Below are 23218 nucleotides of genomic sequence, written 5' to 3' on the forward strand. Positions count from 1 at the left end.
AACTTAAGAATACTGACCTGCTGTAATCAACCTGTCCCGTTCTTCTAAGCGCTCTGATTGATTAAATTGGAGAATTGCAACAGTTACTCGCCCAACTGATGTCAATGGTGCAATTTCTGCTCCATTCATCTGAAAGCGATCGCTCCATTTTTGAGTCCTTGGATTGAAAAAGGGTGTTAGTTTCCCTGTTTCAGGATCGATTGACCCCAAATCAGTACCCTTTGCACGATTACAGTATGGGCAGGCGAGAGCTAGATTCTCTGCTTCAGTAGTGCCACGATGTTTTTCGGCAATAATATGTTCCATCTCAAAACTAAATAGTGCAGCACTCTGAGGAAATAAGCAGTACTCACACCTTTGGTTCGCTCGTTCAATTACGAGTTTCCGCAACTGGGCTGATACATAAGTCATGGATTTTGGCGTAATTGCTCGAAGACATGAGCTTTTGCCATACGCACAAGATGTTCTATGGTCAGATAGCGTTCTAGTTCAGCTTCACCTTTCGCTGAAAGTGTTCCTGCTTTACTTTGTGCTAGTAAATCACTTACACGACTTTGGAATTCCGGTGAGGGTCGGATTGCCAGAATTTGTTCTGATGTAGGCTGACTAGCTAACAATCCAATAATCTCTTTCTCGTCGAGAAAATTGCCAGACTGTTCGCTCAATAACTCTTGGAGACCGCGTTCTACTATCTCTTGTAAACGGTCTTGGAACGGCTGTAATTGCTGTCCTAGCTCCTCAGATACCTCAACAGTGATTTCCATCATCTAGCTCTGTTGTTTTTTAAATCAATCTATTAGCTATAAGTCTAGCTACAAATCAATCTATTAGTTTAATTTTATAAGTATCGTGTATAACTAGTTACTGCAAGCATATTTACTAGGTTACTACGGCCGATGTCTACGACGGGCTATTCGGCGTCGCACTCTGAACATGCAAGCAATGGAAACTGCAACGCCCGAAGAAGCGGATGAAATCAGAGAGACTCTGGCTCGTCTGCCGATGCCCCATCTAGGATATCATCTACGTTTGCAGCGTCAACAGCAAGAAGCGAGTATCGATTTGTGGGAACTGTGTTACGAAGTGTGTTTTCTTGAATACAGTCCACACAAGGAAGCTGCTGATGTTGATACTAGTTTAATCGATGAACTGGGTGAAGTCGATTGGCTGCGTTTGGATGCTAAGGCAAAGGGGTTAGTTGAGGAGGCGTTTGCTAAATTACCAGAAGGGTAATAAAACTAGGTGCGTAGGTGTAAGCCCGTCGTAGACATCGCTCTCTCATTATCCCAACAGAACTTTCTAATCAACAGGTTGATGGCGTTGTGGCGATTACTGAGCAGATATTGGGTTTAAAAAGGGCTTTTTGGTGAGAGTTTCTGATGGTCACGTCATGGAGATTGTGAAGAAGTAGTTTTCGCAAGAGTGCTTCAGTATTTGGATTTCCTGTTAAGTTGGTGCTATCTAAATTACCTTTATTCGATAGTTTCGAGGCGAAAACGCTTAAATGCTCTAGCTGCTTCAGGAAGTAGCTCAATGTACCAATACCCATTCGTTTCATCTGCAAACCAATTAACTATTGCAAGTGCTGGTTGCCCAAATTCACCATCTTTTACTCCAAAAAATTTGCAAAAACTTGCACCTAAATGACCAATTTGTCCAGAAGAGTCACCATTATATCCCGCAGCTTCAGATAACTCCCAAGTACGTAATCTGCGATTATCTTTCATAAAATAACAATGTTGATACAACTTATCCAAGATGGCTTTATGTCCTAGAGTTAATCCCTCATAAATTGAGTGGAACGCCTCTAGATATTTGTCTTCTGAAGGAATATAACGTTCAGTATCTTTCAACACTTTATTTTTCCCCTTTCGATTTGCCAGAATACCAACATCAACGTTATAACAAAATATATTAGTACTAAATATTACTTTAAATATTTTTTTAGCTTGATGAGCAGTTAAGATTTTATTAGAATTGTATCAATTACTCTTGATTAATCATGTTTTCCACATCTGTGCAAAAATTTACCAGCAAAGAGTAACAGATAAATTAAGGAACAAAAAATGTCTAATAAAACAAACTACACCGAAGCTTGCAATAATTTTGAAAAAATTTACGAAGAGGCAATTAGCACTCGTGAACCTGTAGTTGTTAATCGTGAAGGTGCAGAAAGTGTATCTGTCATACCTACTGCGGAACTTAACAGCATCATAGAGACAGCATACTTATTTCAATCACCTGAGAATGCAGCACGTCTTTTAGATGCTTTACAACGTGTTAAAGCTAAGACTAATATGCCCCAAACTATAGACGAGTTGCGTAAAGAGTTCTCGCTCTACGAAGAAGAGTAAATAAATTGAATGTCGGATAATTTAGAACCAGAAGCACTTCCGCAATCTGAAGTTTCTCAAGAGGATAATTTAGAACGCAATCTCGTTTTTGACCGAAGATTTCTGGAAGACCTTACCTACTGGGTAGAGACAAATAGAAAAACTGCACTCCGCGTCTTATCTTTAGTTGAAGAGATTAGGCGGAATCCCTTTGAAGGGACAGGCAATCCTGAAAGATTGAGATACTATGATGTAAATGTATGGTCGCGCCGAATCACTCAAACTGACCGGATTGTTTACGTAGTAAGTTATGACCGAGTTGAGTTTATTCAGGCGCGATACCATTATGGCGATCGCTGATTTCATGATTAAGTGATGTAAACAAGCTGGGGTGGAAAAAGAGTGATGCCTACGGCGTTTAAGGGGCATCTATTTCTACCTGAAGTGTCTTAATTTGAGGAATAATAGTAGCTACTGGTGGTTCAAAATGCAGTGACAAAGCTTCCTCAAGATTAGCCAATGTCTCAGTTTCAGTCTGACCCTGGCTCGCAATATCAATCTCCAAGCACTGTGCCACAAACCAGTTCCCTTCCTGCCATACACTTGCAGTAAAAGTTCGTTTCATAAGTTTTTGTTGTTCGGCACTTTCTGTTGATTTGATTATACGCTAGAAAAAAACAGGAGGTGCATTGAAGCCGCAAACGCTTATTTGCTAAGATTTCCAGTGCGACAACATTGAAACAGGGCAACTTTTCATCACCATGCCAACATCTACAATTGACGATAAAGACGCAGCAGCTATCGAAGCCGCCAGAGTTGGGGTCGCAATATGCGATCGCACCGCTTGGGGACGCATCAAAGTCGCTGGCGACGATCGCCTCAATTTCTTACACAACCAAAGTACTAACAATTTCCAAATACTCAAGCCTGGACAAGGTTGTGATACGGTTTTTGTCACTTCCACAGCTAGAACAATTGATTTAGCAACCGCCTACGTTAGAGAAGATGCGGTAATCCTGCTGGTTTCGCCTAACCGCCGCCAATATCTCATGGAATGGCTGGATAAATATATTTTCTATGCAGATAAAGTGGAATTATCTGATATTACCCAATACACCAACACCTTCAGCCTGATTGGCCCAGGAAGCGACGCTGTTTTAGAAAAGTTGGGTATTAGCGAACTCATCGGACAACCTTACGGTAGTCACCAAGTATACACGATCGCTCCGGCTGAGGGCGTGCGAATTGCTGTGGGTAGCGGGTTAGCTGCGCCTGGATACACCTTCACTTTTCCCTATACTGATAAATCTTCGGTGTGGAACAAATTGTTAGAAGCTGGGGCAGTAGAAATGAGCGATCGCGCTTGGGATGCTTTGCGAATTTTACAAGGCCGCCCCGCCCCAGATGCGGAACTCACAGATGATTACAATCCTCTGGAAGTTGGTTTGTGGCAAACAATTTCTTTTACTAAAGGTTGCTATATTGGGCAAGAAACTATTGCTCGGTTAAATACATATAAAGGTGTAAAACAACACCTGTTGGGTATTCGTCTCAGTGCCCCTGTGGAAGTTGGAAGTGCGATCGCAGTTGGAGATGAAAAGGTCGGTAAACTGACTAGTTACACAGAAACAGCTGATGGTTACTTTGGACTAGGTTACATTCGCACTAAAGCTGGTGGCGTAGGCTTAAAAGTCAAAGTGGGAGAAAGTGAGGGTGAAATCGTAGAAATCCCGTTTGTTTCTCACGAGTACCCGTAAGCAATTCAAATCAAAATATCTTTCTCTTTATCCCTAGCACCGTAACAAAATTCATCTACCCAAGAAGCTATACTACGGGCATTTGTAGTTGGTAAATTCACTTTGCTCTTAACTTCTTGTGGTTGAATATTCGGTTGTTTGTCGTTACTTTTAACCTCAGTAGTAATTGCTAGCGATGCTCCTGAAGGGAGCCGCCCAAGGGGCGATCGCACTGATTTACCATTACTGTTAATCTCTGTTGTAATTGCCAACGATGCACCCACAGGGATTCGGCCAGATGGCGCGTTGCTCTTAACTTCGGTAGCTAATGCCACAGATGGCATAGTTTTGGCTTTGCTGTTAACCTGACTGGTCATTGTCGCCGATGCTCCTGAAGGTAACTGACCAGAGTGCCAGCGTACTGGTTGATATTTCCTTAGCAAACCGGAGGCTGGCGTTTTTGCCGGAGTATCGGGAGCAATTTTAGTTGCATTTGCTACTATCAACTCAGGTTTGCGTGTGCGAACTACTTCAGTGGTAGCTGTAATTGATGGCACAAGTTCATCGGCGCGTGACAAGTTGGAATCTAGAGTCTTAGCAAGAGAATGAAGCGCAATCTTGCTGGCAGTTACAGCCGATGATAGATGTTTATCCTCAGAATGCTTCTCATCTGGCGACTCGCTTTCAACTTGGCTTATAGCCATAGAATGCTCTGATTTGATTAAACGTAACTCTTCATCAGGATTGAAGTTAAGACCTAAAGCGGCGACTATTTTATCTGGATCGTTATTCAGATCCATCATAAAAGCAAGTATTTCATCAAATTGGGGTTCTAAAACAGACAGTGTTGCCAAAATAAAACCGGACAAAGGACGGCGTAGACCATCGTAAGTGGCCCAAATTCGCATTTTGACCAGCCAGGAAGTATTTTGCTTGTAGTAAATAAGCCACTTTTGTTTTAAGGATTGACGCAGCTGCTGGATATTCATTGGATGCCTCACTTCAGTCAACAAGATTGCAGACCTTGATATTTTTAATTAGCTTGATTTCTGGGGATGAAACCGATAATAGAGCATCTGCTTGACTCTTTGACCACCTAGCAAATGATTTTCTATCAGTAGAGATACTTCATCCGGTTGAACGCCGCTATACCAGACCATATCCGGTAATATCAGCACCATCGGCCCATTGCCACATTGTCCTAAACAGCTGCTAGCCGTTACAGTTACGCCAGGGATTGGCAAAGCTGTAAAAGCTGCTAAAACCTTGACTGCACCTTGCTTTTTACAAGTACGGTTTTGACAAACTCGCACACATTTAGGAGCAGAATCTCGATCTATTTTTGGGAAGTCTGATGGTTGAGTGGTGTTGGTCATTTGTCCTTTGTCATTTGTCATTTGTCATTTGTCAAAAGTCGGAAGCTAATGACCAATACAACTCTTGGAGAGGCTGCACTTCTCTACGTTCGCGCAGCGTGTCGTAGACAGACGCTGCGCGTAGCTTGCTTCCCCGGAGGGGTACGACTACGCTCTGTTACCACACCAACGACAAGCGGTAGTTGAATCTCGGCTTCGCTCGATTACCGCGCAGTCGAAACTGAGTACAAGTGACTAATGACCAATGACCAATGACTAATCTATTGAAAGTCCTTTTGAGGCTAGCCATTCCGGGTTGAATATCCGCGACTGATACCGGGAACCACTATCACACAAGATGGTGACAATAGTATGTCCTGGCCCCAATTGCTTCGCTAAGGCAACAGCTGCCCCAACATTAATACCTGTTGAGCCGCCCATTAACAACCCATCTTTCCTCAGCAGTTGGTAAACTACTCGCAAAGCTTCTTGGTCATCGATTTGGATGGCATCATCAGCAGGTGCGCCTTCCATATTGGCTGTGACACGACCGTTACCAATGCCTTCAGTGATGGAATTTCCTTCTATGTTGATTTCGCCAGTTTTGACATAACTATAAAGTCCACTACCCAGCGGATCGGCTACAACACATTTAATTGCTGGATTTTGTTCTTTTAAGTACAATGCTACACCAGCATAAGTACCACCAGTACCAGTTGCAGTTGTCCATGCATCTATTTTACCATCTGTCTGCATCCAAATTTCCGGCCCTGTGGTTTCGTAGTGGGCGAGGCGGTTGGCTAAATTATCAAACTGATTTGCCCAAATAGCATTTTCCAACTCAGCAGCTACTCTACCAGATAGCTTGACGTAGTTGTTCGGGTCTTTGTAGGGTACGGCAGGGATGGGACGAACTTCTGCTCCTAGTGCTATTAGTGCATCTATCTTTTCTTGTGACTGGGTATCGGGAATAATAATTAGGCATTTGTAGCCTTTGGCGTTGCAAATATGTGCTAGTCCAATGCCAGTATTACCAGCGGTTCCTTCTACTACCGTGCCACCAGGTTTAAGCAGACCTTTCTTTTCCGCATCTTCGATGATGTAAAGTGCGGCGCGGTCTTTGACAGAACCCCCAGGATTGAGAAATTCTGCTTTCGCAAGGATTTCACACCCTGTTTCTTCGCTAAAACTGTTTAAGCGAATTAAAGGGGTATTGCCAACAGCGCCAACGAAGCCATTCTTTATATCCATTTTGACTGTAGTTGTGTGAGTTTCTATAAAAATTTTGGCTTATAGCTGTAGCATGATTTACAACTGATTTGCCTAAAATTCTATGATACTTACATTAGAGCGCTTGCCGTTGGTGTCCTTCCTATCTCACTCTTAACTCCCCACTAATTCACTTTCCGTAGTAAACTCTGGCATTACCGTATCCGAGCTTTCGCATATACTTGTTCCATTCTTCAGCTTGGAATCGATTTTGGAAAGGCCCTACCGCTACGTGTGGCCCTCGTGGTTGCGTCCTTTCGAGGACTCCGCCAGATCGTCCTAAATCTTGTGTCAATCCGCCTAGATTCTGCCTAACTTGTGCTGCGATCGCAGGTAACTGTTCAGAAGTGGTGGGAATGGCGACATAATATCTAGAGACTCGCCTATTAGCATTTATATTATTGCGATCGTCTCTATAGTTATAGTTGCCATTGTCTGCATTTATTTCCTGCCCGTTACCAAAGCTGATAATTCGGGCGTTATATATGCCTCGTGACTGTAGCTCATTCACCCGTTGTTGGGCGTTGGCGACTCTGTTAAAAACTCCTGACTGAATTACAGTCCGGCCTTGGAACTGGCGAATGTAAGCACTGGGTTCAATTTGACGTATGGCTTGTAGTGTCTGTAAATCACTACCATCAACGTAAACTAAATAGCGCTCAAAGTTCTGGTTATATTGACTAAACTGTGAACGTTGAGAGGGCTGAAAATTTTGCTCAAATTGATTGTTCGGTAATGGTTGAGAGGGCTGAAAGTTCTGCTCAAATTGATTATTCGGTAATGGTTGGGAAGGCTGAAAATTCTGCTCCAATTGAGTGTCTTGTACTGGTTGGGTGGGCTGAAAGTTCACTTCCGGTTGATTGAAATCCTCTGCTTGAGCCGGTTGTAACTGCGGTGATGGCTGTTGACCAAAGGGAATTGGCGTTGGCGGTAAAATCTCACCAGTTTCTTGAGCTAGTAATACGTTGCTGTTGGAAATTTGTGCTTTTGCTGGGGTAGAGTCGGGAATCAGTACTAACCATCCTCCCACTAACAAAAAGAGAAGTCTAATAGTGGGCTTCCAACCCTGAGAATTTCGGCGCTGCATCTGAAATGGGATAAATTTACTTGATATTCCTCTCGACATAATAGTTAGAAAGTAGTCACAGTATTTTTAGGTAATTTCCATCAGGAACTAATTTAGTTTACCGTTGTAGCAACTATATAGCGTTAACTTGACATACTCCCCCGTTTTTCAAACGGGGGATTCTAGGCTCAGACAGCGATTGCAGGCGTAGCCAGTCTTACATCACCTAACCCAACCATTGATGCCCCAACGGTTTGAATATTCCTAGACGCATTGTCATCGCGTCCATTCACGGATTGACATGATGGGCAACGCCACTCTCTGACTGACAAATCTAGAGTTTCTAAAACGTGTCCGCAACAGGAACACGTTTTGCTAGAAGGATACCACTGGTCAATATAGACCACTTGTTTACCTTTCTTCAATGCTTGCCACTCTAGGATATCTAGAAAGTCTCGAAGCGCTAAATCACTAACTTTTCTTCCCCATAAACGTTTCATTCCCTTGAGGTTAAGCGTCTCAAAACACAGCACGTCAAACCTGTCGGTTAAATCATGTGCTAATTTCCAAAACCAATCACTTCTACGGTTAACTATGTCTTCATGGGCGCGTGCCAAGTTCTTTCTTGCTCGTTCTCTGTTGGACGAACTTTTCAACTTCTTAGAGTGATGTCGATTTGCTCTTTTGACTGCATTGAGTGATTGTTTGAAGAATTGGGGAGACTCAATTGTTGTCCCATCTGAGCAGGTCAGGAATGTCTTTAAACCAAAGTCAAATCCCGCTATCTTACCAGTCGTGAATTTGATTTCTGGTTCATTGCCCAACGGGAAAGGCAGTCCCCCAGACGCTCGATGACTCGCTAACGCTGCGCTATCGACGGAAACCGCCATCGCGCTTCGCGTCTCCCCTTGGGAGAAGATAGAGGCTGCCTCACCACTATCAACTACAACAACCATAAATAGCTCACCCAATGGGGTGCGCTTAAGGGTCAGCGTTTTGATTTTGCCCTCAATTTCTCTAGAGTTCCAATATTGATAAACGCGACTGCCAATCTTGACGCTATTACCGCCTAGAAATTTATATCCTGCTTGCTTTAGAGTGAATGATTTGTACTTTTTGATCTTTTTAAATCCTGGTGGTCTAACTCCTTTCTTGTTGTGCTTAAAAAATAGTTGGTAGGCTTTCTCAATTCGCTGGCAAATATCTTGTACCGCTTGAGAACCGACTGATTGCCAGAATGGATTACGTTTTCTTAGCTTGGCAATATGAGACTGAAGTTTTGGACAGCTTAAGTGTTTGCTCCACATCCGGTAGTACCGTTTATGCAGAGAAATGCAATGGTTATAGATAACCCCACTTGCGTTAATCATCCGCTTGAGGTATCTATTCCGTTTGTGTTCGTACAACTTAAACTTTAGTGTCTTCATGCTAATATTGTACCACAACGACGGCATTATGACGGCATGAAAAAATTAACTGTGCGATGTTCAGATGAGGAGTACGAGGTTCTTGTGAAGTATTGCCACAAGAAAGAACGTAGCTTAAATGATATTTTTAGAGAATTTATTAGAAGCTTGACGGACAAATAAATTTGTCCTATTCGCTTATATCCCCCGGCTAGAAGCACGGGGGCTTTACGCATCACGACTCGTAATTAATCTTAGATGAAAGCTGTTTACGGACGCACTTGCTTCCGTTATGGATGGAAGAAACAAGTCAAATTCTCTTCCCTCTTGCCTCACTTCGACTACGCTCCGTGACCACCTGCCTCCTGCTTTAAAACTGAAGCGCTTTAGTAGCAAGGCAATGAAAGAGTGTGTGCTACAATTGGACAACCACGCAGATTGTCGTGCTTTGTATGAAAAAAGTCGTCGTTGGTCTTTCTGGTGGCGTTGACAGTTCCACCGCCGCAGCTATCCTGCACCATCAGGGCTATGAAGTGATTGGTTTGACTCTTTGGCTAATGAAAGGCAAAGGTCAATGTTGCTCTGAAGGTATGATCGACGCGGCTGAACTCTGTGAACAATTGGGCGTTCCCCATCAGGTTGTGGATATTCGGGATCTATTTCAGACGCATATTGTCGATTACCTAGTAACTGGTTACAGTGCTGGGATTACACCTTTGCCTTGCTCACAGTGCAATAAAACGGTGAAGTTTGGGCCAATGGTGCAGTATGCTCGTGAAGAATTGGGATGCGATCGCATTGCCACTGGTCATTATGCCAGAATTAGCTATGACGAAGCAACTGGACGTTACCAATTATTAAGGGCTGTTGACCGCAACAAAGACCAGTCATACTTTCTCTATGATTTGTCTCAAGATTTACTTGCAGCAACTATATTTCCTTTGGGCGAACTAGAAAAAACTGACACGCGGCGTATTGCAACTGAATACGGACTGAAAACTGCTGACAAGCCAGAAAGTCAAGACTTATGCTTAGTGGAAAGTAACGGTTCCATGCGGGCATTCTTGGATAAATATTTAGCTCCCAAAACAGGCGATATTGTCGATGTGACAGGTAAAGTTTTGGGACAGCATGATGGTGTCCATCATTACACCATTGGCCAGCGCAAAGGCTTGGGAATTGCTGCTGCCGAACCGTTGTATGTGATTGAATTAGATGCAGAAAATAATAAAGTAGTAGTAGGCGATCGCACTAAGGTAACTCAACCAGAATGCACTGTAAATCGGGTAAACTGGGTTTCCATTGCCGAACCATCGACCCCAATTCATGCCGAAGTGCAAATTCGCTATCGTTCAACGGCTACACCAGTGACGGTGATTCCGTTGGAAAACTCCCGTGTGCGTTTGGTGTTTGATGAACCCCAAATCAGTATTACCCCCGGACAAGCGGCGGTGTGGTACGACGGGGAAAAAGTGTTAGGTGGCGGAATAATTGAACAGTTTAGTTGAACCCAACCCCGGTTTCGGTAGAAGCAAAAACTACCCTTTTCCAAACTTCAGATAGGCAAAAGCTGCCCTGAGTTTTAGAGGGGTATTTTTGTGTTTAAATTGGATAATAATGCCAGAAAAAGAGCTAATCACTGATCCTTTTCAGGTCTTACTGTTTACAGTTTGCTATATATAGCATTGCTCATACAAGAATTTTATGGGAGTTGACGGTGTTTGGTGGTTTTTCAAGGTTGAAGAGTCTGATTGGACTGAGATTAAGCCTCAGTTTGATAGAGCCGCAGTGGGAGTAGGTAGTCTGCCTGAAGTTAAACCGTTTATTTTGCGCTCTGTGGCACCGCCTGTTACGCCAAAATATGCTGAAGCAGTTGTCGCGGGTGTGCTGGCTGGTGCGGAACTAGGTGAGCGGCTTTTTCATCGTCCGTTTCACGAACTGGTATTCAAATTATTAATAGAAAAACCTGACTGGCAATCCGATGAGCATCTAGTTGAATTTGCTTTACAATCAAGAGTCTTACCTACCGTCGTGTTAATGACAGGCATAGGTTATGAACGGTTTGCTCAACTGCCGGGTTATCTGGGAAATATGCTGCTGCATCGGCAAGAGGTAGCTAGTGCTTTAGAACTAGTCTCGCAAACGCTAGATGTTGACTGGCAAAGCTATTCTACTAAAGCCAAGTGTACTTTAGACTACGGTGGCCCCCCTGGCTCAGAGTTTGACCTTGATGCTGACGCAGATGTAGCTAAAATCTTACACGCGCTCCCCAATGCTTTACAGAAAGTCAAGAACGATGGGGCTGGTCTGCTGGTCTTAAGTTCGTGGGATTTTCCAGATACAGATACTCCTCAAAACTATGATCCGGTAGCAGAGTCGGATGACATTGAATTTTTTTAATTAGGTTAAGTTGCTGCTGCCATCGCTCTCTAACTTTAGTCTTATTTCCAATAAAGTTATATCTAGTGGATATTATATTGAACCCGTATTCAATAGGATCGCGGGTATTTTCCCAAAATTTCTTCATCCTTGTACTTTCAAGAGTTTTTACTAAAGCTTGAAGTATTTATTTTTTCATTTACCCTACAACAAGTATTCATTGAATAAGTTAAATGAGCAAGAATTGACTAAGAGAAATATTAATCAATTGTTAACACAGTTGATTAACGCATATAGCGGTTCTCGGTTAAGTGAGGTACAAGAACCCCACCCCCAACCCCCTCCCCGCAAGCGAGGAGAGGGCTAAGATGTACCTCATGTGATTAGGAAACGCTATATCAGAATACTTGCACCGAACGACAAGAAATTGCTATTCAGTTTCCACCAGAAGACGAACAGTTTTCTCTGTTAGAAGAACTTGAACTTTTAACAGTAAATCTCAGAGGTTATGCAAGTCAAATTCAATCCCCAGGTCAAATTGTTAATCAAGCTCAGGCAATTGAGCAATTACAAGCTATGCGAGTTTTAAATGTACCTCAGATTGCGAGTTTTTATTTTGGCAGTAATGGCAATTATGAAGAAATAAAGAGTTATATTAGAACGTTAGATTACTTGCTGTTACTACTATTGGAATATTTGCAGTTTCTGAGTCACTAAAATTATTATTTATTAACCTTGGTTTGGCCCTTTATGCTTGGCGATTCTTTCCCGCACAGCTTGGCGTATATCTTCCCAATCGTCAGGAGTCATCTCAGTTGCATTCCCAGAATTTAGACCTTCTAAAAGCATCGCTTCCAAATGTTCAGCCGCTTGACGCTTTTGGTCTTGGCGCACTAACTCACGGAAATATTCACTAACACTGCTGTAGCCACCAGTCGCCACTTTCTCTTCTATATAAGTCCGCATCGCATCAGGGAGAGATATATTTATACTTTTCACTGGCACAACTTCCCTAATTTTTCCTTCATAATATTATTTTATGGCAGTTTATGCCATTTATTGCCATACAAGGATCAATTAGCAAAAGCTATACCTGCGGTGGTCTACGCTTACGTACTCTCCATCAAAAACTACTTCTATCTAATGCCTCTTCAAACTCTTTCAAAGCCTGTACGGTTCCTACTTGCCAAGCGCGTTCAACCGTAGCGGGAATAATTTGAGTTAGAGGCATATTTGGAAAGTTAGGACTGTTATCAGATTCAATATAATGTCCATTGCTGAGTAAATAAATTCTCAGCTTTTTACTATCGTAAATCCATAGTTCTGGAACTGCGATCGCAACGTAAGCATCAAGAGTGGTTTTTGATGTCACATCTGTTTCAATTGCCAAATCAGGAGGCGGATCGTTTGGTTCTAGTTTGCGACGACCGATCATTCTTTGGTAATTCTGGATGTAGAAACAAGTATCTGGTTCTACCCCCGCTATATTCTCTCGCTTGAAGGTCGTTGAACCGAAGGGTTCATAACTTTTCCCGGCGATCTTCAACAAGATTTTTACAATATCCGAAATTAAGTCCTTTGATTTTTCGTGTTCGGGTAGAGGAACCATAATTTCTAACATAGACTTGCTATAAGCAACTCGTAGCGATCGCTTTTCGCCCAGTTCTTGCAAAATAGACTCAAATTCCTCCCAACTGATATCCTGGATATTCACTGTACTACCAGGCGCTAGCCGCATTTGGCTAACAGGTTTAACAACGGGGGATACAGCAGTCATAAGCATTTTCCTTATAAAGGAACTATTCTGAAACTTGAGGCTGGATTAGCTTTAGCCTAACCTAATCAGATAGGTTAGAGGCAAGTTGCAAAGTTTTCTTCCATTTCCTAAACTCTTTTTCTCTACGTACCAGCATTTGATGGACTTCAGCCGCACACTCGTGACTTCCAGTCATGAGTTAGGCGTTCCATATTTCTATATTTAGAATATTAGATGCTTGCATAGCATGGTAAAATTATTATAGCGAAATATCAAAATAAAAATGCAAAAAGCCTTTAAAGTTACACTAATTCCTAATCATAATCAAGAAGTCTTAATTAACAAGACTATTGGTTGTGCAAGGTTTGTGTATAATCACTTTTTGGCATTGAGAAGGGATCTCTATAGTAATGAGCAAAAAACCTTAAACTACAATAGTTGCAGTCAGCACTTAACTTTGCTGAAGAAAGAAATCGAATGGCTTAAACGGGTAGATAAGTTTGCTTTACAGAACTCACTCAAGAATTTAGAGACAGCATATAAAAACTTTTTTGCTAACTTAAATAAAGTTAAAGATAAGAAAAATGTAGGTTTTCCTAAATTCAAAAAGAAACATGCTTACAAGCAGTCTTATAAAACTAATCTGACCAACGGTAATATCCAGGTAATAGAGAATCGTTTAAAGCTTCCAAAGTTAGGATGGGTAAGGTTTCATAAATCTCAAGACATTATCGGAAAGCTTATAAACGTTACGATAACTCGCACTTCAAGGGGTAAATATATTGCTAGTATTTTATGCAAAATAGAGATAAAAAAATACTCTCAAGTCACACAAAATATTGGCTTAGATTTGGGAATTAAGTCCTATCTTGTTACCAGCAATGGTGAAGTTGTAGAAAATCCTAAATATTATAGAACTCAAAAAAGAAAGCTACGCAAGGCACATAAAAAACTATCTCGTAGTGTAAAAGGTAGTAGTAATAGAGTCAAAGCGAAAATCAAGCTGGCTCGTACTTATGAACGGATTACGAATTTAAGAGACGATTTTCTGCACAAACTTTCAACTCGCTTAATTAAAGAAAACAGCATTATCTGTATCGAACATTTGCGAGTTGCTAGCATGGTTAAAAACCACAAATTAGCCCTAAGTATAACAGAAGCTAGTTGGTCAAAATTCGTTACCATGCTCGAATACAAATCTTTCTGGCATGACAGAATTGTGCAGAAAGTTAGTACGTTTTATCCTTCATCTCAAACTTGTAATTGCTGTAAAGCAATCAATCCACTGGTCAAAGATTTAAAGTTGCGTGAATGGTCTTGCCCTAGTTGTAGTAATTACAATGAACGTGATGGAAACGCCGCTTTAAATATTTTGGGCGAGGGATTGAGATTAATAGCGAAAAGCGAGGGTATTAATACTGCTGGGGAGACCCCAGCAGTCCCTCGACTTTTCAAGGCAGCCGCCGTGGGGATCACGGAGGCTCTAAACGCCTGTGGAGAATCTGTAAGTCCTGGAGCAATCCAGGCAGGACTCGTTGAAACAGGAATCGCGTGACTTCACATCAATGCGAAGTTCAAAAGTTAGTACATAATCTGAAACAATAGCAATAAAAGCAGAGAGGGGATTACGTTGAGTCAAAATCCAGATGCCATAGCCCCGCACGGTGGACAGTTGGTTAACCGTATCGCCACACCAGAACAAAGAGCAGAGTTTCTCTCAAAAGCTGACTTTTTGCCGCGAGTGCAACTTGACGATCGCGCCGTTTCCGATCTAGAAATGATTGCGATCGGTGCTTTTAGTCCGCTGACGGGTTTTATGAACCAAGAAGACTACGATCGCACTGTTACAGAAATGCGATTAGCTAACGGTCTTGTGTGGTCAATCCCCATTACACTATCGGTAAGCGAAGAAGTAGCTTCCCCGTTACAAGAAGGCGGCTTAATCCGTCTGGATAACTCCAGAGGCGAATTTATCGGAGTTTTGCAACTCACGCAAAAGTATAACTACGACAAAACCCGCGAAGCAATAAAAGTCTACCGCACTGATGATGTCAAACATCCCGGCGTGCAGGTACTCTATAACCAAGGTACTGTACATCTGGCGGGTAATATTTGGTTGTTGCAACGCGAACCTCATCCCCAGTTTCCCACTTATCAAATCGATCCAGCTGCCTCACGGCAACTATTTCAAGACAAGGGTTGGAAAACCATCGTCGGCTTTCAAACTCGCAACCCCATCCACCGCGCCCATGAATATATTCAAAAGTGCGCTTTAGAAATTGTTGATGGTTTATTTTTGCACCCATTAGTCGGGGCGACAAAAGAAGATGATATTGCCGCTGATGTGCGGATGCGCTGCTATGAAATTTTGCTGGAACATTATTACCCATTAGACAGAGTAAGTTTGGCAATCAATCCAGCCGCAATGCGTTATGCTGGGCCTCGTGAGGCCATATTCCATGCTTTAGTCCGCAAAAACTACGGCTGTACTCACTTTATCGTCGGACGAGATCATGCTGGTGTCGGTGACTATTACGGCACTTACGACGCTCAGTATATCTTTGATGAATTTGAACCAAGTGAATTAGGCATTGTGCCGATGAAATTTGAACACGCTTTCTACTGCACGCGCACTAAGCAGATGGCAACATCTAAAACTAGTCCCAGCAGGCCAGAAGAACGCATTCACCTATCAGGTACAAAAGTTAGGGAAATGCTGCGCCGCGGTGAATTACCTCCACCAGAATTTTCTCGTCCAGAGGTAGCAGCAGAGTTGGCACGGGCAATGCGAATAGAAGTACCAGCTTAGGAGAGGAGGCAGGAGGCAGGAGGCAGAAGTTCTTTAATTTTGAATTTTGAATTTTGAATTGATTTCTCCCCCACTCCCCCTTCCCACGTTTTTGTAACTTTACAATACAGAGTTCAGCCCTGTAAGCTGCTAACTGAATAGCTGAGGGCTGATAGCTAATTATGAAACGTCGCACGTTTTTAGAGAGAATTGGCTCAATACTCGCGGTATTGGGGATAACTGAAGCTGAGTGGTTGTCTTTGGGAAATCGCTATTATCAGGCTTTGGCACAACCCAGTCCGCGCAAGTTGGCATTGTTAATAGGTATTAACCAATACCCGAAAATTCCAGCCCTCAGTGGTTGTCTGACGGATGTGGAACTACAAAGAGAACTTTTGATTCACCGCTTTGGTTTCCAAGGGTCAGATATCTTAACATTAACTGAGGAACAAGCTAGCAGGGAATTCATTGAGGCGGCTTTTTTGGATCATCTGGGTAAGCAAGCTAAATCCGGTGATGTGGTCGTCTTTCACTTTAGCGGTTATGGCAGTCGTGTAAAATTGGAGACATCACCAGAGACAATGCAAAATGCTCTGGTGCCAGCTAATGCCAGTTCTAAATCACAAGATGAGAAAATAGTCAACTATATATTAGAAGAAACTCTACTGCTATTATTGCGATCGCTCCCTACAAATCGAGTCACAGCAGTATTAGATACTAGCTATTATGCGCCAACCCCAGTATTAGGATTAAAAAGTCGTGCCCTTCCAGAATCATTAGAGGCAAAGCTAGCAGCAGAAGAACTCGACTTTCTCCAACAACTTAAAACTCAAAAGTTACCTAGCACGCCGATTGTCTTAGCAGCTACCTCAAATCCCAAGCAGCCTGCCAGGGAAGAACTCTTTTCTGGTTTTAGTGCTGGGTTATTTACTTACGCCTTGACGCAGTATTTGTGGGAATTCACCCCAACTACCAGAATTCAAGTCTCCCTTTCCCATGTAGAAAATTCTCTATCCAAATTGGGTAGCAGACAACAACCAGGGAATCTGGAAAACCTCTCTCCAAACCTCTCTCCTAAGAGGAGAGAGGCTTTGAATTCTCCCCCTTACCTTGTAGGGAAGGGGGCTGGGGGGTTAGGTTTGCCAGAGAGTATCATTGGTGCAGAAGGCGCGGTGAGAGCGATTGAAGAAGACGGCAAAACAGTCCAGCTGTGGTTAGCAGGATTACCGCCACAAGTGCTGCTATACTACGGAGTGAATTCTCGATTTACCTTAGCAACAACAACAGAAGAATTAGTATTGCGATCGCGGACTGGGTTAACAGCAAAAGCGCAAATTACCCAAATAGAAGGTGCAAATCCCCTACAAATCGGGCAACTTGTCCAAGAAGCAGTCCGGGTTTTACTCCGAAATATTCATTTAATAATTGCTTTGGATACTGGCTTAGAAAGAATTGAGCGGGTAGACGCTACAAGTGCCTTTGCTGCATTTCCCCATGTCTCCACCGTAGTCGCAGGGGAAAAACCGGCTGATTATTTATTTGCCAAACTACAGCAAACACCTAGTCGCTATGGTTTATTTTCTCTTGGTGGCGAACTAATTTCTAATGCCACTGGGGAAGCAGGAGAAGCTGTAAAATTAACAGTGCAAAAGTTAGCGCCAAAATTATCAACCTTGTTAGCAGCCAAGTTATGGCGACTTACAGAAAATCAAGGTTCTTCTCGCTTGGCTCTCAAGGCAACCTTAGAAATAATTAACAACATATCGCCTCGCGTTATCATGCAACGCCAAACAGTACGAACTTTCAAAACAGAAACTTCGATTCAAAAATCACTCCCTACTCCGATTGTTCCTATCGGTAGTCGAATGCAATATCGGGTAGAAAACCAGAGCGATCGCCCAGTATATTTAATATTGCTGGGATTAAACAATAATCATACAGCGATCGCCTTCTATTCTTGGGAAACTCCCCAAGAACCAAACACCGCAGACACCAAACCTCTGCTTAAAGAAGTCGTCATCGCTCCAGGTGAAACCCTCACCCTACCCCAAACGAATACTGCTTCCGAATGGGTGATTTCAGGGCCAGCTTCTGAGTGCGAACACCAACTGATTTTTAGTACTGCCCCCTTTAAGGGAACTCTCGCTGCCTTGAACACTGCCAAGTATTCCACAGCCGAAGAAGGGCCAATTGGCCCATTATTGAATTCCTTAGACGTTGTACAAGCCTTGCTACAAGACTTACATAACGCTAGTACCCTCAAAACGGATATGAACGTCACAACAGCCGATTCACATAGCTTGGATGTGAATAATTGGGCAAGTCTTAGCTTTAGTTTTCAAGTGTTGTAAGTAAGTGGGTGTGAATAATTAAAGGTTTGTAGCTAGTGCCTCTACTAAAGCCTGATTTTGCTCATCCGTCCCAACAGTGATGCGTAATTTATCATCTAGTCCAGGCTGCTTGAAGTAGCGGATTAAAATTCCCCGTTCCTTGAGTTTTTGATAGAGGTATTCTGCGTTTCCTTCTCTTGGCTGTGCCAGCAAAAAGTTAGCTTGGGAATCCCAGACATGAAAACCTAATTGTTTCAAGTCTGTTGCTAACTTAGCCCGTGATGCTTTAATCTTGGCTACACAAGCATTTTTATAAGCTTGGTCAGTGATAGCAGCTGTACCAATTGCACAAGCGATCGCATCAATGTTATAGCTATCTTTAACCTTAAACAATCCCTGCAAAAGTTTAGGATTCGCCACCCCAAAGCCCAATCGTAATCCTGCCAACGAGTACCCCTTAGATAGTGTCCGAAGCACAATGACGTTTTCGTATTCCTTAACCAAAGCCAATGCATTCTCTTCGGTAAAATCTATGTATGCTTCATCAATCACTAAAACTCCAGATAACTGGCTGGCTAATTTTCGCAAATCATTTGTTGCCACCACATGCCCCGATGGACTATTGGGCGACGCAATAAATGTTACCGCTCCATTGGCAGCAACTAATTCGTCCTTTGGTAAACTGTAGTCTTTGCTGTAGGGAATCTCAATAATTTCCGCCGCTTGCATTTCTGTTAATGTGCGATATAGCACGTAAGTAGGCATCGGATAAACTACCTTTTTCCCAGGTTCAGTACAGGCTCGAATCACCACACTTAACAATTCATCACTGCCATTTCCGACAATTATCCAATCACTAGGAACTCCTAAAACTTTACTTGCAGCTTCCCGGAACTCCCCCCCGAAAGGTTCTGGATACCGCCGCAACCACTCACCATCAATATTTCGTAGCACAGCTAATGCCGCAGGAGAAGGAGGATAGGGGTTCTCATTGCTGTTAAGTTTAATAATTTGTGTACCGCGTTGAGGCTGCTCGCCGGGAATGTAGCTAGCCATTGCATCAACATTAGAGCGAAAGTAGTTGGTCATAGGGCATGGTAAATTGGGTGGAATGTCTACAGTGGCAACAGAGCGCCTGGTGAGCGGAGTCGAACCATGCCGTACCACTTGCCTACGGCACGCTGCGCGAACGTGGAAGCAAGCCAAGCTACGCGCAGCGTCTTGTAGAGAAGTGCGCGCTACGCTTACGCACCTCATCGCATATCTTAAGCAAATTTCAACCCGCAATTTCTGACGATATCGTTTTTTGTCGTTTACATCAGAAAATACGGCTTTATAAATTACGAATTACGAATTATCAAAATATGCCAGATAAATGGAATCCAGAACTATACTAACGATTTCAAGTTGAAAGAAGCCGTCCATTCTACGACTTGGTAGACATGATACATCGGCAAGAAAACTTAGCTCTACTAAATTCAGGGAAACTTTCACATCTAGTTCTGACGAATTGGTATTCAAAGTTTTTTTGAGAATACGATCTATCAGCCAGCAAAGACTTGAGTTGAGGTACTAAAGGTTTTGCTAGAAATAACCTCTAAACCAATCTGTTAAAAACATTTACGTCAATTCACTTATGACTAATAGCATTGATTTTACAATAATTCCCTTACCTAACGCTATCAAATTAAAACTTGGACTTTCAGATGATGTAAATTTAGTCTCGTCCAGTTCAGGAATTTATTTAGATTTTGACCATGATTTACAGTTAAATTTAGACAAACTTTTTAGCATTCATAGTACAGTCCCACACATGAATGTGGCGCTGAATAGAATTATTGTTGAAATATTTGGCAAGCCTGAAATTAGAATATCTGCACCAAAATATAAAATTAATAAAACTTCTCAAGAATTTGAACTCAGCTTTCAAGGATTACTAAATACCCAAGATATTGAATTATTTTTTGGCAAGCAAACCACATTAAAATATAAATTAAACGAAGATTTTATTTTTAGTAACCTAGCGAGTCAGCTTCCTATTATCAACGATTTAAAATTAAGCAACCCAGAGCTAATTATCACTGATATTGAACATTCTGTTATACATTCAAAATTAGGTTACATTAACTTAAGCAGAGGATTCAACTTTATTGGAAATATTGATTTCAATAATCTCCAGACAAATTTCAGCAGTTTTATTCATCAAAGCTTAGGAATTGGGTGCTTAGGAGCGATAATTAACTTTAATCCGGCAGGACAAGTTAGCTTAACAGGTAATATTGCAGGCGATATTCAGCTATTTTCCCAGCAACAATTTAAAGCTACTTTTAATAATTTGCTCATTGGGTTAAATATTGGGGCTGATTTAGAGCCAAACTTTGTATTAACTGGAAATTTGATTCTTCAAGGCTACGATCCCACCCAAGAAAAAGAACCTAAACTATTTCTCTCTGGTAGTCTCTCTCTCGAACCCGAATCTTTAACAGCATACTTTTGTCAACAAGGTGAAAAATCTTGGTGTAATCCCTATGGATTGGTAGGAACTGAACTCCGCAATATCAGGTTTCAAGGAGGCGGAACGTATTTACCTCCTTACTTTGATAACTTTGGCTTTATTGGTGATTTGAAATGGGAAAAAACAGACCTTGAGGTAGCTTTTCTCATGGACACTAATGATCCTGAAAGATTAGCTTTAATTTTAAATCCCAAGCAAGCAGTTAGCTTAATAGATTTGTGGCGGGGGCCAGTCGCTTCCTTTCTTACCAAACAAGTAGGTTATTCAACCGATTTAGTTAACAAAGCACTAGGTCTTTTAGAAAGCTTAGTGAACTTAAACATCAAATCAATTGATGGGGATGGAGACGGAAAAATCAATCCTTTAATTAAGTATGTTCCTTTTCCGACAATAATTGCGGCTCAAGCGATATCAGAAGGTTTAGAAATTAATGGTAAACTTAATGCTTGGGGGCATGAGGCAATCTTAATACTTCAAGGAGATAAAACTTTTAATAATATCTCTGGTTCATTAAAAGTTCTGGAAATTGATTTAGGATTTCTGAAAATTAAGGGAACGGATAATGATAGTTTAGATTTATCTTTAAAGGTAACGCCTAGTGAGCAGTATCTTCAGGGAGATGGTTATCTAGAAATTCTTGACAACGAAATTGCGAATGTTGAATTTAAAATTACCCCTACCAATACTACCTTTAAAAACTTTGACCTCAGTTTAGCCAATCTGTTGAGTATTGATGTTGATGCCCTGAGTATCGATATAAAATCTGGTAGCGGTAGTGGTTTAGGAACAATTTCAGTTTTTGGAAATACCCTAGCAGGCATTATGTTTGATGTTACTCAAAATAGTGTCAATCTGAGGGATGTTCGGCTGAGTTTAATAGGTTTCTTGACTTTCACTATTCCAAACCTCACAGTTAATTTGAAGAATCAAAGCGCAACAGGAACAGCAAATATTATTGCTTTTAATCAATCTTTGGGTAGCGGCACTTTATCATTTAACACTCAGAACATTTCAATTAATAATGTAGCTATTAATTTAGGCAATATTATAAAGCTCAATGTTCCTAGTTTTAAACTTGATTTAACTAATAAAAAGGTTTTTGGTTTAGGCGATGTTACTCTCTTAGGCAAACAATTCCCCGCGTTAGGTATCAGCCTGAACGAGAGCGGATTTCAAGCTACAAGTAATTTCAATTTTGGTATTTTAGCTTTCAACGGCGCTACAGTCACTCTGACCAAGGGAACTAATGGTAATATCAATAATTCTGCCAGTATTGCAGGAAGTCTCAAGTTTTTAGGCTACACCTTTGCCAATATCACGGCTAGCGTTAATAGCAGCAAATTAATTGCATCGGGTAGTTTTAATTTTGGTGGTATTTTAATACTTAAAGGAGCAAATAATCGAAGGAATGCGACAATAACGCTTAACAGAGCAAAAAAGGGACTGTACAATTGGGTTAGTATTATGGGTAGCTTTTATGTGTTGGGTCAAGAGTTAACATCACTTACTATCCGCGATAATAATAGTACTTTAAAAATTTTAGGTATGCACATTATCAGAAAACCCAATTGTCCAAAATGAATACATAAGTAAGCTAAAAACGAGTTAAATTCAAGTTATAGTTAGTCTTAGTGGTACTAAACTAGGTTAGCACAATAAATTTTGCAAGCTCTAAAATTTATTAAGCTATCTATGCATAAGATTAATATTATTCATATTAAGATTGTAAATGAATTTCAAGAAGTCTACTACCAAAATGCAGAATCGTAAGAACTTATACAGAGCTAATATTTTACCTAAATTTCTTAAGTTAATATTACCAGCATGGAAAAAGTATTAATTGATTTTTATACCAGCAATTCTCTGATTTTTGTCGCTGATTAAAAATTTTAATTTATCAATTTCAATAACTTCATAATTCTCGGTTATAAATATAGAGTAGATGCTAGCTATCATATCTGCCAAATCTACTTTAGATAATATCAGTAATCGCAAATTGAAAAATGATTTAGGAACAGTTTTAACAATTAAACATAATCTTCTATCATTTACGTGCCATACACCAGTAAATTTATTACCCGTGATAAATTCGCTGGGTTTAGATAAAAGAAACGTTTGAATTCTAGTTTGCTCATAAGTCATATTATCTTTAAATTCAATAGAAATTTTTTCCCAATTTGTATTAAAACGCCATTTTCCAAAAAGTAAAATTTCTATTTCTGTATCTGACAGATTCATATTATTCATTAGCTTTCTCCCATATTATTAAATAATGTGCGATTCAC

22 protein-coding genes and 1 pseudogene are annotated in these 23218 nt (G+C 41.3%); 10 read left to right on the forward strand and 13 right to left on the reverse strand.

Annotation, left to right across the window (positions count from 1 at the left end; genetic code table 11):
* Positions 1-3: 3 nt before the first annotated feature.
* Positions 4-411: an HNH endonuclease gene (locus CDG76_RS00580; protein WP_094347185.1), complete on the reverse strand. Its 408-nt coding sequence runs from the start codon at positions 409-411 to the stop codon at positions 4-6.
* The gene (locus CDG76_RS00585) at positions 408-767 is read right to left on the reverse strand and encodes a hypothetical protein (protein WP_223265086.1); all 360 of its coding nucleotides are present in this window, start codon (positions 765-767) and stop codon (positions 408-410) included. Before CDG76_RS00585 ends, CDG76_RS00580 begins: the two co-directional genes overlap by 4 nt.
* A 166-nt stretch (positions 768-933) precedes the next feature.
* On the opposite strand from CDG76_RS00585, the pseudogene CDG76_RS00590 reads away from it, so the two are divergent.
* Positions 934-1233, forward strand: a pseudogene (locus CDG76_RS00590) (hypothetical protein); the annotation flags it as partial.
* Positions 1234-1472: 239 nt separating this feature from the next.
* Here the strand turns inward: CDG76_RS00590 and CDG76_RS00595 are convergent.
* Positions 1473-1856 carry a hypothetical protein gene (locus CDG76_RS00595; protein WP_094347187.1) on the reverse strand — a complete coding sequence of 128 codons (384 nt, stop codon included), beginning with the start codon at positions 1854-1856 and terminating at the stop codon, positions 1473-1475.
* 210 nt (positions 1857-2066) lie between these two features.
* Here CDG76_RS00595 and CDG76_RS00600 point away from each other — a divergent pair, with 210 nt between their 5' ends.
* On the forward strand, positions 2067-2354 hold the full coding sequence (locus CDG76_RS00600) for a type II toxin-antitoxin system Phd/YefM family antitoxin (protein ID WP_094347188.1): 288 nt from the start codon (positions 2067-2069) through the stop codon (positions 2352-2354).
* A 9-nt stretch (positions 2355-2363) separates the two neighbouring features.
* Positions 2364-2693, forward strand: coding sequence for a Txe/YoeB family addiction module toxin (locus CDG76_RS00605; RefSeq protein ID WP_094347189.1), 330 nt, complete (start codon positions 2364-2366; stop codon positions 2691-2693).
* Positions 2694-2751: 58 nt separating this feature from the next.
* On the opposite strand, the gene CDG76_RS00610 is transcribed toward CDG76_RS00605, so the two are convergent.
* A complete protein-coding gene (locus CDG76_RS00610; RefSeq protein ID WP_094347190.1) occupies positions 2752-2958 on the reverse strand; it encodes a type II toxin-antitoxin system HicB family antitoxin in 207 nt (68 codons plus the stop codon).
* A gap of 136 nt (positions 2959-3094) precedes the next feature.
* Between CDG76_RS00610 and ygfZ the strand changes: the two genes are divergently transcribed.
* Complete coding sequence (gene ygfZ / locus CDG76_RS00615) at positions 3095-4090, forward strand: CAF17-like 4Fe-4S cluster assembly/insertion protein YgfZ (protein ID WP_094347191.1); 996 nt, start codon at positions 3095-3097, stop codon at positions 4088-4090.
* 5 nt (positions 4091-4095) lie between these two features.
* Here the strand turns inward: ygfZ and CDG76_RS00620 are convergent, their stop codons facing one another.
* From CDG76_RS00620 to CDG76_RS00640, 5 genes are all read right to left on the reverse strand, one after another.
* On the reverse strand, positions 4096-5058 hold the full coding sequence (locus CDG76_RS00620) for a DUF5331 domain-containing protein (protein ID WP_094347192.1): 963 nt from the start codon (positions 5056-5058) through the stop codon (positions 4096-4098).
* 48 nt (positions 5059-5106) lie between these two features.
* The gene (locus CDG76_RS00625; protein ID WP_094347894.1) at positions 5107-5445 is read right to left on the reverse strand and encodes a (2Fe-2S) ferredoxin domain-containing protein; all 339 of its coding nucleotides are present in this window, start codon (positions 5443-5445) and stop codon (positions 5107-5109) included.
* Between the two features lie 255 nt (positions 5446-5700).
* On the reverse strand, positions 5701-6675 hold the full coding sequence (locus CDG76_RS00630; RefSeq protein ID WP_094347193.1) for a cysteine synthase A: 975 nt from the start codon (positions 6673-6675) through the stop codon (positions 5701-5703).
* A gap of 148 nt (positions 6676-6823) precedes the next feature.
* The gene (locus tag CDG76_RS00635) at positions 6824-7780 is read right to left on the reverse strand and encodes a hypothetical protein (protein WP_094347194.1); all 957 of its coding nucleotides are present in this window, start codon (positions 7778-7780) and stop codon (positions 6824-6826) included.
* A gap of 167 nt (positions 7781-7947) precedes the next feature.
* Positions 7948-9186, reverse strand: a complete 1239-nt coding sequence (locus tag CDG76_RS00640; protein ID WP_094347195.1) for an RNA-guided endonuclease InsQ/TnpB family protein — start codon at positions 9184-9186, stop codon at positions 7948-7950.
* A gap of 431 nt (positions 9187-9617) precedes the next feature.
* Here CDG76_RS00640 and mnmA point away from each other — a divergent pair, with 431 nt between their 5' ends.
* Together mnmA and CDG76_RS36915 are read left to right on the forward strand one after the other, a co-directional pair.
* The gene (gene mnmA, locus CDG76_RS00650; RefSeq protein ID WP_094347197.1) at positions 9618-10673 is read left to right on the forward strand and encodes a tRNA 2-thiouridine(34) synthase MnmA; all 1056 of its coding nucleotides are present in this window, start codon (positions 9618-9620) and stop codon (positions 10671-10673) included.
* Between the two features lie 196 nt (positions 10674-10869).
* The gene (locus tag CDG76_RS36915; RefSeq protein ID WP_190240717.1) at positions 10870-11565 is read left to right on the forward strand and encodes a hypothetical protein; all 696 of its coding nucleotides are present in this window, start codon (positions 10870-10872) and stop codon (positions 11563-11565) included.
* Between the two features lie 708 nt (positions 11566-12273).
* Here the strand turns inward: CDG76_RS36915 and CDG76_RS00665 are convergent.
* Positions 12274-12543: a type II toxin-antitoxin system ParD family antitoxin gene (locus CDG76_RS00665; protein ID WP_094347895.1), complete on the reverse strand. Its 270-nt coding sequence runs from the start codon at positions 12541-12543 to the stop codon at positions 12274-12276.
* 124 nt (positions 12544-12667) lie between these two features.
* Positions 12668-13321 (reverse strand): Uma2 family endonuclease, encoded by a 654-nt coding sequence (locus CDG76_RS00670; RefSeq protein WP_094347198.1) that lies wholly within the window; start codon positions 13319-13321, stop codon positions 12668-12670.
* Positions 13322-13583: 262 nt separating this feature from the next.
* Between CDG76_RS00670 and tnpB the strand changes: the two genes are divergently transcribed.
* The 3 genes from tnpB to CDG76_RS00685 all read left to right on the forward strand — a co-directional run bounded on the left by tnpB (position 13584) and on the right by CDG76_RS00685 (position 18439).
* A complete protein-coding gene (gene tnpB, locus CDG76_RS00675; RefSeq protein WP_094347199.1) occupies positions 13584-14855 on the forward strand; it encodes an IS200/IS605 family element RNA-guided endonuclease TnpB in 1272 nt (423 codons plus the stop codon).
* 75 nt (positions 14856-14930) lie between these two features.
* Entirely contained in the window at positions 14931-16109 is a 1179-nt protein-coding gene (gene sat, locus CDG76_RS00680; protein ID WP_094347200.1) for a sulfate adenylyltransferase, read from the forward strand.
* A 161-nt stretch (positions 16110-16270) separates the two neighbouring features.
* Positions 16271-18439: a caspase family protein gene (locus CDG76_RS00685; RefSeq protein WP_094347201.1), complete on the forward strand. Its 2169-nt coding sequence runs from the start codon at positions 16271-16273 to the stop codon at positions 18437-18439.
* An 18-nt stretch (positions 18440-18457) separates the two neighbouring features.
* Here CDG76_RS00685 and hisC read toward each other — a convergent pair whose 3' ends face one another.
* On the reverse strand, positions 18458-19507 hold the full coding sequence (gene hisC, locus CDG76_RS00690) for a histidinol-phosphate transaminase (RefSeq protein WP_094347202.1): 1050 nt from the start codon (positions 19505-19507) through the stop codon (positions 18458-18460).
* A 547-nt stretch (positions 19508-20054) separates the two neighbouring features.
* On the opposite strand from hisC, the gene CDG76_RS00695 reads away from it, so the two are divergent.
* Complete coding sequence (locus CDG76_RS00695; RefSeq protein WP_223265087.1) at positions 20055-22514, forward strand: hypothetical protein; 2460 nt, start codon at positions 20055-20057, stop codon at positions 22512-22514.
* Between the two features lie 255 nt (positions 22515-22769).
* Here CDG76_RS00695 and CDG76_RS00700 read toward each other — a convergent pair whose 3' ends face one another.
* Positions 22770-23180, reverse strand: coding sequence for a hypothetical protein (locus CDG76_RS00700; RefSeq protein ID WP_223265088.1), 411 nt, complete (start codon positions 23178-23180; stop codon positions 22770-22772).
* Between the last annotated feature and the right edge of the window lie 38 nt (positions 23181-23218).

It is taken from the genome of Nostoc sp. 'Peltigera membranacea cyanobiont' 210A, assembly GCF_002246015.1.
Classification (GTDB): domain Bacteria; phylum Cyanobacteriota; class Cyanobacteriia; order Cyanobacteriales; family Nostocaceae; genus Nostoc.